This window comes from Massilia sp. HP4 (genome assembly GCF_005222695.1).
Taxonomy (GTDB): Bacteria; Pseudomonadota; Gammaproteobacteria; order Burkholderiales; family Burkholderiaceae_D; genus Telluria.
Genome location: NZ_STGG01000048.1, coordinates 26,880 through 39,084, shown reverse-complemented (window position 1 = coordinate 39,084; position 12,205 = coordinate 26,880). Strand labels below are relative to the sequence as shown.

11 protein-coding genes are annotated in these 12,205 nt (G+C 66.9%); 8 read left to right on the top strand and 3 right to left on the bottom strand.

Translation table 11 applies throughout. The features are described from left to right. Position 1 precedes the first annotated feature (1 nt). A complete protein-coding gene (locus E8M83_RS17910) occupies positions 2-925 on the bottom strand; it encodes an AraC family transcriptional regulator (RefSeq protein ID WP_137174715.1) in 924 nt (307 codons plus the stop codon). Between the two features lie 87 nt (positions 926-1,012). Here E8M83_RS17910 and E8M83_RS17905 point away from each other — a divergent pair, with 87 nt between their 5' ends. The 8 genes from E8M83_RS17905 (at position 1,013) to E8M83_RS17870 (ending at position 7,159) form a co-directional block, all read left to right on the top strand. Next, positions 1,013-1,840, top strand: coding sequence for an oxidoreductase (locus E8M83_RS17905; protein ID WP_137174714.1), 828 nt, complete (start codon positions 1,013-1,015; stop codon positions 1,838-1,840). 67 nt (positions 1,841-1,907) lie between these two features. After that, a complete protein-coding gene (locus E8M83_RS17900; protein WP_137174713.1) occupies positions 1,908-2,492 on the top strand; it encodes a TetR/AcrR family transcriptional regulator in 585 nt (194 codons plus the stop codon). Positions 2,493-2,611: 119 nt separating this feature from the next. Then, positions 2,612-3,253: a hypothetical protein gene (locus E8M83_RS17895; protein ID WP_137174712.1), complete on the top strand. Its 642-nt coding sequence runs from the start codon at positions 2,612-2,614 to the stop codon at positions 3,251-3,253. Positions 3,254-3,280: 27 nt separating this feature from the next. Then, a complete protein-coding gene (locus tag E8M83_RS17890) occupies positions 3,281-4,027 on the top strand; it encodes a cytochrome b/b6 domain-containing protein (protein ID WP_137174711.1) in 747 nt (248 codons plus the stop codon). After that, the gene (locus E8M83_RS17885; protein WP_137174710.1) at positions 4,020-4,799 is read left to right on the top strand and encodes a molybdopterin-binding protein; all 780 of its coding nucleotides are present in this window, start codon (positions 4,020-4,022) and stop codon (positions 4,797-4,799) included. Before E8M83_RS17890 ends, E8M83_RS17885 begins: the two co-directional genes overlap by 8 nt. 19 nt (positions 4,800-4,818) lie before the next feature. Beyond that, positions 4,819-5,391 (top strand): DUF308 domain-containing protein, encoded by a 573-nt coding sequence (locus tag E8M83_RS17880; RefSeq protein ID WP_137174709.1) that lies wholly within the window; start codon positions 4,819-4,821, stop codon positions 5,389-5,391. Between the two features lie 3 nt (positions 5,392-5,394). Then, the gene (locus tag E8M83_RS17875; protein WP_137174708.1) at positions 5,395-6,618 is read left to right on the top strand and encodes an SGNH/GDSL hydrolase family protein; all 1,224 of its coding nucleotides are present in this window, start codon (positions 5,395-5,397) and stop codon (positions 6,616-6,618) included. A gap of 43 nt (positions 6,619-6,661) precedes the next feature. Continuing rightward, the gene (locus E8M83_RS17870; protein ID WP_137174707.1) at positions 6,662-7,159 is read left to right on the top strand and encodes a lecithin retinol acyltransferase family protein; all 498 of its coding nucleotides are present in this window, start codon (positions 6,662-6,664) and stop codon (positions 7,157-7,159) included. Positions 7,160-7,216: 57 nt separating this feature from the next. Here E8M83_RS17870 and E8M83_RS17865 read toward each other — a convergent pair whose 3' ends face one another. Together E8M83_RS17865 and E8M83_RS17860 are read right to left on the bottom strand one after the other, a co-directional pair. Beyond that, on the bottom strand, positions 7,217-9,820 hold the full coding sequence (locus E8M83_RS17865) for an EAL domain-containing protein (protein ID WP_137174706.1): 2,604 nt from the start codon (positions 9,818-9,820) through the stop codon (positions 7,217-7,219). After that, positions 9,817-11,901 (bottom strand): ATP-binding protein, encoded by a 2,085-nt coding sequence (locus tag E8M83_RS17860; protein WP_137174705.1) that lies wholly within the window; start codon positions 11,899-11,901, stop codon positions 9,817-9,819. The genes E8M83_RS17865 and E8M83_RS17860 overlap by 4 nt, the downstream gene beginning before the upstream one ends. Between the last annotated feature and the right edge of the window lie 304 nt (positions 11,902-12,205).

Sequence of the window (12,205 nt, the reverse complement as noted above, 5' to 3'; positions counted from 1 at the left end):
CTCAATGCGACGACACGAATACCGGATTGGCCTGCGGCGGCAGGGCGAAGCTGGCGCGCATGCGCCTGGCTTCCTGCGCCGGGGTCAGGCCAAACAGGCGCTTGAACTCGCGTCCGAACTGCGAGGCGCTCTCATAACCCACTTCCGACGCCGCGACCGCCGCGCTGCGCTCGTTGCGCACCATGAGCAGGCGCGCCTGGTGCAGCCGGGTCGATTTTAGATACTGGATCGGCGTGGTGCCGGTCACCGCCTTGAAATGGTGGTGGTAGGTGGGCACGCTCATGGCGGCGTCCAGCGCCAGCTGTTCCACCGTCAGCGGCTCGCGGTAGGCCGCGTGGATGCGGCGCAGGGTCTTGAAGATCTTGCCGAAGCGGCCCTGCTGCGCCAACGCAGCGCGCATGGCGCCGCCCTGCTCCCCGGTCAGCACGCGGTAATACAGCTCGCGCAACAATCCGCGGCCCAGCACCGCCGCCGCCAAGGGGTCGGCCAGCGCCTGCACCAGGCGCAGCACGGTCGCCGCAAAAGCCGCATCGACCGGCGTCGAGACCATGCTTTGCGCACCCGCCTCTGCCAGCCTGCCATGCTGCTGGATCTGGAGCAGCACGTCGGCCGCCAGTTCGAAATCCAGGTGCAGGTAGATGGCCAGCAGCGGCTCGGCCGCGCTGGCCTGGGTCTCCATCGTGAACGGCACCGGCACCGCCACCGCCAAGTAGTGCTGGGCGTCGTAGCGATACACCTCGCCGCCGAAATAACCCTGCTTGCTGCCCTGGCAGACGATCACGATGCCCGGGTCGTACAGCACCGGCGTGCGCGCCAGCGGGCGGTCGGAGCGCAGCAGCCGTACATCCGGCAACGGCGTCAGGTTATAGCCCTCCAGCGCGCACAGCGACTGCAGCAGGGCGACGGTTTGTTCACGATCACTCATAGGATTGGGCTAGAAATCTGCTATTTCAGGCATCAAGGGTGCAAGTTCGGAGAATATCATGCCAGTCATCGCAAACAAGGAGGAACCATGAGCAAGCTATTCTTCATCACCGGCGTCAGCAGCGGTTTCGGCCGGGCGCTGGCCCAGGCGGCCGTCGATGCGGGACACCAGGTGGCCGGCACGGTGCGCAGCGCAGGGCAGGCCGCCGACTTCGCGGCCCTCGATGCGGCGCGCGCACATCCACAGCTGCTGGACGTGACCGATACCGCCGCCATCGACGCAGTCGTGGCCCGGGTCGAACGCACACTGGGCCCGATCGACGTGCTGGTCAATAACGCCGGCTATGGTCATGAGGGCGTGCTGGAAGAATCGCCGCTGCAAGAGATGCGCGACCAGTTCGAGGTCAATGTGTTCGGCGCGGTGGCCATGATCAAGGCCGTGCTGCTGGCCATGCGCCGGCGCCGCCGGGGCCATATCGTCAACATCACTTCGATGGGCGGCACCATCACCATGCCGGGCATCGCCTATTACTGCGGCAGCAAGTTCGCCCTGGAGGGCATCTCGGACACCCTGAGCCAGGAACTGGCCCCGTTCGGCATCGCGGTCACCGCCGTCGCGCCGGGATCCTTCCGCACCGACTGGGCTGGCCGCTCGATGGTGCGCAGCCCGCGCGCGATCGACGACTACGACGCCAGCTTCGCACCGGTGCGCCAGGCGCGCCTGGAAAAGAACGGCAGGCAGCCCGGCGACCCGGCGCGCGCGGCGCAGGCCATCCTGCGCCTGGTCGAGAGCGACAAGCCGCCCGCCCACCTGTTGCTCGGCAGCGATGCACTGGGCCTGGTGCGCACCGCCCTCGCCCAGCGGCTGGCCGACATCGACGCATGGGAAACCGTGACCTGCTCGACCGACGGCTGAACGGGCGAGCGCGCCGACAGGAAATGAGCGCTTGACGAGTTCACCTACCAACAGGTAGGATGGCTGCATGAAGAAACTGTCCAACACCTCGGAAGATATCCTGACCTGCGCCCGCGCCCTGATCGTGGCCGGTGGCTACAACGGCTTCAGCTATGCGGACATCGCCGACGTGGTCGGCATCCGCAAAGCCAGCATCCACCATCACTTTCCGAACAAGGTCGACCTGGTCAAGACCATCGTGGTGCAGCACCGCGCGGCCACGGCCAACGGCGTTGCCCACCTGCAGCAGGCAATCCCCGAACCGCTGGGACTGTTACGCGCCTATATCGCGTACTGGGAAAAGTGCATCGCCGACCTGAGCGCGCCGTTCTGCGTGTGCGCCCTGCTGGCCGGCGAACTGCCGATCCTGCCGGCCGAGGTGGCGGTCGAGGTGCGTTCCTACTTCCGCTTCCTGTCGGGCTGGATGGCATCGCTCCTCGAGCAGGGTGTACAGCAGGGCACGATCCGGCTGACGCAATCGCCCGCGGTCGAAGCCGAAGTCTTCATGGCCACGGTGCACGGCGCGATGCTGTCGGCGCGCGCCTATGGCGATGCGAAGGTGTTCGGCGCCATCACGACGACCCAGCTGGAGCGTCTCGCCGTGCCGGCATGATGAATCAAGCCGGGCGTCCTCGCCGAGGACGCCCGGATCGAACCCGGTCCCGCGATACCAGGCGCGCCGTGGACCGGCATTTTTTTGCGCCACAACTCTACCAACTAGTAGGTATGCTTATGAACAATATTACTATCCGCCGTTTCATTCCCATGCTGGCCGTCGCCTCGACGCTCGCCGTGGGCGCCGTCGTTTCCAACCCGGCCATGGCGGCCGGCAATGCCCAGGATCGCGTCAATGTGCGTGGCAAGATCGTCAGTTTTTCCGCCAATACCCTGCAGGTGAAGAGCCGCGAAGGCAATACCGTGACCGTCGCCCTGGCCGAGGGCTACAAGGTGGCCGGCGTTGCCCGCGCCAGTATGGGCGATATCAAGCCGGGCAGCTTCGTCGGCATCGCTTCCCTGCCGAAGGCCGATGGCGGCGACGGCGCGCTCGAAGTGCTGGTGTTCCCGCCCGCGATGAAGGGCCTCGGCGAAGGCAGCTACGCCTGGGACCTCAAGCCGAAGAGCAATATGACCAATGCGACCGTGGCCAATGCGGTCCAGGGCGTCGACGGCCATACGGTCACCGTGACCTATCACGGCAAGGAAAAGAAGATCGCCATCCCCGAAGGCACCCCGATCGTGACGCTCGGCGCCGCCACCGCCGACGACCTCAAGCCAAACGCGGTCGTCTTCATCCCGGCGATGAGGGATGCCAAGGGCAAGCTGGTGACGCAGCAGGTCGTGGTCGGCAATAACGGCATCGTGCCGCCGATGTAAGCGGTTAGTAGGCAAACGGAGGTCCCCATGCACATCCCCCAGGCAGTCCAGGAAACGAAGGCGGCGCCGCGCGTCGTCATGTTCCAGCGTCACGCCGTCGTCACGCGGCTCACCCACTGGCTCAACGCCGTCTTCTTCTGCGTACTGGCGGCCAGCGGCATGCAGATCTTTAACGCATGGCCGCAGCTGTACTGGGGCCATGCCGGAGCCGACAGCATGCAGGCCGTGCTCGAGCTTGGCGCCTTCCCCGCCTGGCTCACCTTGCCCTCGGCGCAAGACCTGGCCGCCGGCCGGCGCTGGCACCTGTTCTTCGCCTGGTGCTTCGTCTTCAACGGCGCGGCCTACCTGGCCTATGGCCTGCTGAGCGGGCATATCAGGCGCCACCTGCTGCCGCGCCGCCGCGAGCTGGCCCCGCGCCATCTCTGGCACGAAGTGGTCGAGCATGCCCGCCTGCGTTTCGCCCACGACGAGCGCGCCCGCCATTACAACGCGCTGCAAAAACTCAGCTACCTCGCCGTCATCGGCCTGCTGCTGCCGCTGATGGTGCTGACCGGACTGACGATGTCGCCGGGGATGAATGCCGTCGCCCCCTGGCTGCTCGACCTGTTCGGCGGGCGACAGTCGGCGCGCACCCTGCACTTCATCAGCGCCGCGCTGCTGGTCCTGTTCGTCGTCGTCCACCTGGCCATGGTGCTGCTGTCCGGCCCGTGGAACAACCTGCGTTCGATGGTGTCGGGACGGTATGCGATACAACAAGGAGGCTCCCATGACTGATTTCCAAGCCGGCCGGCGCCGCTTCCTGGCAGGCGCCGGCGCCCTGGCCCTGGCCGGCTGCGACCTGGGCGGGCCGTCGACCGGCGCCGGCGCCAGCTCTGGCGAAATACTGCGCCTGGCCGAAGGCCTGACGATGGCGTCGCAGCGCAACCTCCAGGGCCGTACCGCCCTGGCGCGCGAATATACCGAGGCCGACATCTCGCCGCGCTTTCGTGTCAACGGCACCAGCATGCCCGACAGCGACACCTACACCGCCCTGCTCGATAACGGCTTCGCCGACTGGCGGCTGCAGATCGACGGCCTGGTCGCGCGGCCGCAGTCGTTCTCGCTGGCCCAGTTGAAGCTCCTGCCGTCGCGCACCCAGATCACGCGCCACGATTGCGTGGAAGGCTGGAGCGCCATCGGCAAGTGGACCGGGGTGCCGCTCGGATTCTTGCTTGGCGCGGTCGGGGTCATGCCATCCGCGCGCTACGCGGTATTCCACTGCGCCGACGAGCTGGAACAGACGCTCGACGGCAGCGGCCGCTACTACGAAAGTATCGACATGGTCGACGCCTTCCACCCGCAGACGATCCTCGCATATGGCATGAACGGCGCCGACCTGGGCGTCGGCCATGGCGCGCCGCTGCGGCTGCGCGTCGAGCGCCAGCTGGGCTACAAGCAGGCCAAGTACCTGATGCGGATCGAGCTGGTGGAGAGCTTCAGCGACCTGTGGGGCGGCAATGGCGGCTTCTGGGAAGACCGCGGCTACGAGTGGTATGCCGGCATCTAATCAACCGACGGAGGACATCATGAACAAACACACTTTACCGACCAATCACGCCGCCAATGAGGGCTGGCTCAAGCGCTACTACTTCGTGCGCGCGGTCTTTTCGATCTGCTGGGTAGTGGCGGTGCTGACGGTCGCCCAGGGTTCGCCCGTGGCCAGCGCGGTGCTGCTGGTCGCCTACCCCGCCTGGGATGCCCTGGCCAACGTGGTCGACGGCCGCCGCAGCGGCGGGCTGGCGGCCAACCGCACCCAGTTCCTGAACGTCGTCGCGAGCCTGGCGGTCGCGCTGGCGCTGGCCGTCTCGCTACCCGACATGCACCGCGTGCTGGCGGTGTTCGGCGCCTGGGCCATCCTGTCGGGACTCCTGCAGCTGGGCACCGCCGTGCGCCGCTGGAAGTCGTATGGCGCCCAGTGGGCGATGGTCTTGAGCGGCGCGCAATCGGCGCTGGCCGGCGCCGTGTTCATCGGCCAGGCGCGCATGCCGGCCGAACCCACGATCGCCACGGTCGCCGGCTACGCGGGTTTCGGCGCCTTCTACTTCCTGGTGTCGGCGCTGCTGCTGCAGTTCCGCCCGCGCCGCCTCAGGGCCGGCTAGCGCATGGCGCTGGCATCGCATCCACTGGTCACGCCGCTCGATGCGCGCTTCATCCACGGCGCGGTCGAGATCGAGCAGACCCGGGCCGGCCTCCTGCCGCACCGGCTGCCGGCCTGGGCCCGGGCCCGCTCGCGCGATCCGCGGCTGGCCCTGGCCGCAGCGCAAGGCGCGGGCGTGCGGCTGGCTTTCCAGACCGCCTCGCGCTGGCTTGATCTCGTGGTTCGCGCGCCCTGGCCCGCGGTCGGCCCGGATGGCGTCTACGACCTGCTGGTCGACGGCCGCCTGGCGCGCCAGGCCAGCGTGCGCAGCGCGCGGCCGCTGAAGAGCGACGTCGTGTCCGGCATGAGCACGCCGGTCGGCGCGCAGATGCAGGTGCTGCGCTTCGGCGACCTGTCCGGCGCACGCAAGACGGTCGAGATCTGGCTGCCGCACGACCAGGCGATCGAGCTCGTGGCCCTGCGCTCGCCGGCACCGGTGGCGCCGCTGATCATGTCAAAAAAACGCCGGTGGCTGCATCACGGCGGCGCGATCAGCCAGGGCGCCAACGCCGCCCATCCCACCGGCACATGGCCCGCCGTCGCCGCCCTGCGCGGCGGGGTCGACCTGCTCAACCTGGGCCTGAGCGGCAACGCCCTGCTCGACCCTTTCCTGGCCCGCACCATCCGCGCCCAGGACGCCGACCTGATCAGCCTCAAGATCGGCATCGACCTCGTCAACACCGACCTGATGCGCCTGCGCGCCTTCGGCCCGGCCGTGCATGGCTTCCTCGACACGATCCGCGACGGCCATCCGGCCACGCCGCTGTTCGTCGTTTCGCCGCTCTGCTCTCCGATCCACGAAGACGTGCCGGGGCCGACCAAGTTCGAGACCGATGCCCTCGCTGCGGGCCGCGTGCTGTACCGGGCCGCCGGCGACGTGAACGAGATTGCGCAGGGCAAGCTGACGCTGGGTGTCATACGGCAGGAGCTGGAAGCGATCGTGCGCGAGCGGGCGGCGGTCGATCCCGATCTGCATTATCTGGATGGGCGGCGGCTGTTTGGCTTGGCCGACAGCGCGCGGCTGGCGCTGCGCGATGAATTGCATCTGGATGACGCGAGCCATCGGCGCATTGGGGAGCGGTTTGCCGAGCTGGTGTTGATACCGAGCCATGCAACGGTAGCCCATCGGGAGCTTGCGCCGGATTGGACGTCCGCTGGGTATGCGCACGATTCTTTACAATTGCGATAAGAACTGGTTAGGATGTAGTTTCCACGCGGAAAATATCCTAACCATGATCAGCATCTTTAATCCCTTCGGTCTGTATGGCGTCGCCGGCGAGCTTGCCGAGTCTTTCGTCGACAACGTCGTTCGCGACACGGTGACGCCCTGTCCTGGCAGCGTCGTATATTGCGGGCTGCTGAATAACAATGTCGAGCACTCGGGCATCTATGTCGGTCCCGGCCGTATCGTTCACCTGGACGGGAGCGGGCGCATCGAGGCGGTCACCCCGGAAGAATTCTTGTGTCGCCTGAATGGCTGGAACATGGCCATGACCATTTACGTTTCGTCGCGCAACGGCCATGCGGTCGGCGATGAAGAGGTGGGACGCCGCGCCGTGTCCATGATCGGTCAGTCGCGAAAATACAGTGTCATCTTGGACAACTGCCATCAATTTACCGCCGGCTGTCTGACCGGCGAGTTCGACAACGCAAACAATTTCTTGTGGATGCTAAAGAATCGTTCGAGCGAGGTGCTCGGCAGCAGGGAGTGGCGCGCCTGGAATCGCTAGTCCGATCTGGCTGGAGCCCTGCGCGCATGTGCGACGGCGCATCTTCTATTCAAGACACTACGCCGCCTCCCCCTGCGCATCCTCTTCACGCGGCGCCTTGCGATCGTCATACGGCCCATACGTCATCCAGTAATGCCGGAACGCGAGTCGGACATTGTCGCGCAGCTGCTGGTCGTCCCACGGCTTGGTGTAGAAGCGGTAGATCGCGCCGCGGTTGATCGAATCGAGCACCGAGTCCACGCCGGTATAGCCCGACAGGATGATGCGGATGGTCTCGGGATACATCTCCTTGACCTTGCTGAGGAATTCGGTCCCGCTCATCACCGGCATGCGCTGGTCGCACAGGATCACGTGCACCCGATACAGCGCCAGCAGCTCGAAGCCCTCGGCCGGCGAGGATGCCGTCAGCACGCGGTAGCCGTCGCGCCTGAACAATCGGTGCAGCGCGGTCAGCACGTTCGGGTCGTCGTCGACGATGAGCAGGGTCTGCACCTTGTCGTCGGCGGCCTGTTTTTCTTCTGGCTTGGCGCGATTGGACACCACCATCTCGGCCAGCTGGTCGGCCGGCAGCGCGCGCGAGAAATAAAAGCCCTGGATCTGGTCGCAGCGGTGGCGGCGCAGGTAGGCCATCTGGGCGCGCGTCTCGACGCCTTCGGCGATCACCTGCATGTGCAGGCTGTGCGCCATGCTGATGATGGCCAGCGCGATGGCGGCGTCGTCCGGGTTGTTGACGATGTCGCGCACGAAGGCGATATCGATCTTGAGCTTGTCGATCGGGAAGCGCTTGAGGTAGGCCAGGCTCGAGTAGCCGGTGCCGAAATCGTCGATCGAGATCCGGATCCCCAGCGCCTTCAGGCGCGTGAGCACTTCGGTGGTGTGCTCGGCGTTCTGCATCAGCGCGCTCTCGGTCAGCTCCAGCTCGAGCAGACCCGGCTCGACGCCGTGGCGCGCCAGCGCATCCTTGACCACCCCCTCGAGGTCGCCCTCGACGAACTGGCGGCTCGACACGTTCACCGCCACCCGCACGTCGCGCACCTCGGCCGCATTCCAGGCCGCGATCTGGCGGCAGGCCTCGTCGATGATCCAGTCGCCGACCCGCACCACCAGGCCGGTTTCTTCCATGATCGGCACGAATTCGGCCGGATACACCAGGCCGAAGCCGGGCCGGTGCCAGCGCAGCAGCGCCTCGGTGCCGGCGATGCGGCCGGTGTTCAGTTCCATCTTGGGCTGGTAGTGCAGCACGAACTGCGAATCTTCGAGCGCCCCGCGCAGCGCCAGTTCCAGGTCCAGGCGCGCCAGCACCTGCACATTCATGCCGGCAGTGAAGAAGCGGTAGCCGTCGCGGCCGGCCTCCTTGGCGCGCACCATGGCGGTGTCGGCATACTTGACCAGCGCGCCCGGCTCGACCGTGTCGTCCGGGTACATCGCGATGCCGATGCTGGCCGTCAGCGCCGCCTGCTGGCCGTGCAGGTCGAACGGCAGTCGCAGGGAATCGCGCACGTCGTTCGCCATGTTGACCGCGTCCTGCTGCTCGCGCGGCATGGTCAGGATCAGCGCGAACTCGTCGCCGCCCAGGCGCCCGACCGCGTCGCGCACCTTCACGCAGCGCACCAGGCGCGTGCTGAACTGGCGCAGCAGCTCGTCGCCGCCGCGCGTGCCGAGGGTGTCGTTGATCACCTTGAAGCGGTCGAGCGTGATGCACAGCACCGCCACCCGCCAGTTCTTGTCCTGGGCCAGCTCGATCGTGTCGCGCAGGTTGTCGAAGAACAGGCTGCGGTTGGGCAGGCCGGTCAGGGCGTCGTAGCTGGCCGCATGGCGCAGCGTTTCCTCGGCCTGGAGGCGTTCGCTGATGTCGCGCGCGACCGCGATCAGCATGCGCTGGCCGCTATGCGCCGGGTCCTGCTCGTGCAGCTTCCAGCTGATCTCGACCGCCACCGAGCCTTCGCCGCCGGCGCGCAGCAAGTCGGTCTGGACGATGTCGGCCTCGGAGTCGCCGTCGTGGGCGCCGCCGCCGCCCAGCAGGCGCTCGAGCTGGGTGCGCGTGGCCAGGCCCAGCGCCACCGGGTCGATGCGCAGCAGCGCGTCGCGCGAGAAGCCCAGCATGCGGCAGGCCCCCTCCGAGACGTCGACCATCGCCATGCTGGCGGTGTCGATCAGGAACAGGGCATCCGGCGTGGCGTCCATCGCGCCGCGAAAACGCGCCAGTTCGGCGGTGCGTTCGCGCACCTGGCGTTCGAGCTCGGTGCCGTGGTCGCGCGACTCGCGGTGCAGCAGGCGCACCTCGAGCAGGTTGCGGATGCGGGTCATCACCTCGACCGTGTCGATGGGCTTGCCGATGAAGTCGCGCGCGCCCGCCTCGAGCGCCGCCAGTTTTTTATCCGGTTCGGCCGTCACCACCAGCACCGGCAGCCACGAATCGCTTTCCAGCGGCTTCAAGGCCTCCATCACGTCAAAGCCATTCATGCCCGGCATGTGCAGGTCGAGGATGATCAGGTCGAAGCGGTGCTTGAGGTGCAGCGCCACCACCTGGCGCGGATCGTTGGTGGAGCTGACGTTCTCGTAGCCGGTGGTCTTGAGGAGGTATTCGAGCAGCTGCACGTTCACCGGCTCGTCGTCGACGACGAGGATGCGCGCGCGCCGGATGTCGGACAGGGAAATCATCGGTCCTTCCTTTCCGCCGGCGCGCCCTTCCCGGGCTGCTGGGCCAGCGTACTCAACGTACTCAACGTACTCAACGTACTGTTAATCGCTTCAGTGAATTTGTCGATCTCGATCGGCTTGGTGAGATAGCGGTGGAAGCCCGCCGCCATGCCGCGCTCGATATCGCGCGGCATGGCGTTGGCCGTCAGCGCGATCACCGGAATCCAGGTCGTCTCGGGATCGGCGCGCAACTGGCGCAGCACCTCGATGCCGCTCATGCCGGGCAGGTTCAGGTCCATCAGGATGACCTCGGGGCGGTGCGCCTTGGCCAGCTGCAGGCCAAGGTGGCCGTCGGGGGCCGACAGCAGGCGCAGGTCGCGCCGGAAGGCCACGATCTCTTCGACCAGGCGCAGGTTGGCGGGATTGTCCTCGACATACAGCACCAGGTGCGGCTCGCCTTCCTCGGGCACGGCCGCCGGGACGCTCTCGGCATCGGGAGCGCGCTCGGGCAGCGCCGACGCCAGCGGAGCGGTGCTGGCCAGCTCGATCCAGAACACGCTGCCCACGCCGGGGCTGCTGGTCACGCCGATCTGGCCTCCCATCAGTTCCACCAGGCGCTTGGTCACCACCAGGCCGATGCCGGTGCCTTCCTGGGCGCCGGCTTCCTGGCCCAGGCGGTTGAAGGGCTGGAACAGGCTGGCCACCTGCTCCGGATTCAGCCCGTGGCCGGTGTCCTGCACCGACAGTCGCAGGCGCCCCTCTGCCGGCTGCTCGCAGGTGACGACCACCGCGCCCTCTTCGCGGTTGTACTTGACGGCGTTCGACAGCAGGTTGAGCAGCACCTGCTTCAGGCGCGTGCGGTCGGCCATCACCACCGCCCCGTCCACCAGCGGGAACAGGGCGCGCACCTTGCGGGTGGCGGCGATCGGCTCGATCATGGTGCGCACCTCGAGCAGGATGTCGGCCAGCGCCACCGGTTCCATCGACAGCGACACGGTGCCCGATTCTACCTTGGCCAGGTCGAGGATCTCGTTGATCAGCGTGAGCAGGTGGCGGCCCGACTTGAGGATGTGGTTGGCGAATTCCTTCTTCTGCTCCAGGGTCGAGGGCAGCGTGTCGGACGTCAAAATCTGGGCGAAGCCGAGGATCGCGTTCAGTGGCGTGCGCAGCTCGTGGCTCATCGAGGACAAGAAGGCCGACTTGGCCTGGTTGGCGCTCTTGGCCTCTTCGTTGGCGTTGGCCAGTTCGGCGTTGGCCAGCGCCAGCTGCAGGGTACGTTCATCGACACGCTGCTCGAGCTGTTCGTTCAGGCGCATCACTTCCTGCTGCGCGCGCGAACGCTGCTGCGCCTCGCGCAAGGTCGTGCTGTGCGAATCCTCGAGCTCACGGGTGCGGCCCTCGATCTCGGTCAGCATGGCATTGAACGAATCGGCCAGCTCGGCCGCCTCGTCGTCGCCGATGCGCGGCGCGCGGCGCGAGTAGTCGCGCGTGGCCACCACCTCGCGCGCGATTTCGCTGATCGCCGTGATCGGTTCCGTGATGCCGCGTCCCAGGCGCCACATCATCAGGTAGGCGATCGCCATCGCCAGCAGGGTCACCCCGGCGGCGATCGCGAGATAGTCGATGGTGCGCGCCAGCAGGCGGTTCTCGGCGCGCAGCACGACGGTGCCGACCGTGTCGCCGTTCTCGACGATGGGCTGGCGCACCACCAGGTCGTTGTCGTCGCCGCTGTCGCGCGACAGGCTGGCTGGGTCCAGGCGCTCGGGAAGCTGGTGGGCAGGGCCGGGCCGCGGTTCGCCGGCGGCGGCGTAGGACGCGAACAGCACCCCTTTTGCGTCGTAGATGGCAGCGGCGCGCACCAGGGGGCTGGTGCGCAGCAGCGCCAGGTTCTCGTTGGCCAGGCGCGGGTCGTCGAAGCTCAGGGCGGCGGACGTCATGTGGCCGACCAGTTCGGCCTGGGTCGAGAGGTCGTTCACCAGGGCGCGGTGGTAGCTGCGCAGGTCATACGCGATCACGATGGCGATCGAGACCAGCAGCGCGACGAACGTCGTCGTCATCACCACCGCCACCAGCTTCTTGCGGATAGAGCGCTGGCGGCTCATGCTTCCTCCACGGACCGCTCATGCATGCGCGGCATGTAAAAATTCTGACAAAAACAAGAAATCGGGCATCCCAGCATAGCAGCACGCTTGCAAAGTGTGTCGCACGGAACATTTTCAGGTCGCCAGCGGGGATCATGCAAGGACGACAACGCGGCAGGCACTGTAAACGTTCCCCTGCTGTTTGGGTAGCAATTTTTGAAACGCTGGCATGTCGTGCGGCCACATGGCGCGCTAGAATGGGTCGTACGCGGACAAGCCCGGCCGGTTTTCCCGACGCGGCATCCGCCGCGGCCGGCGGCTTGCA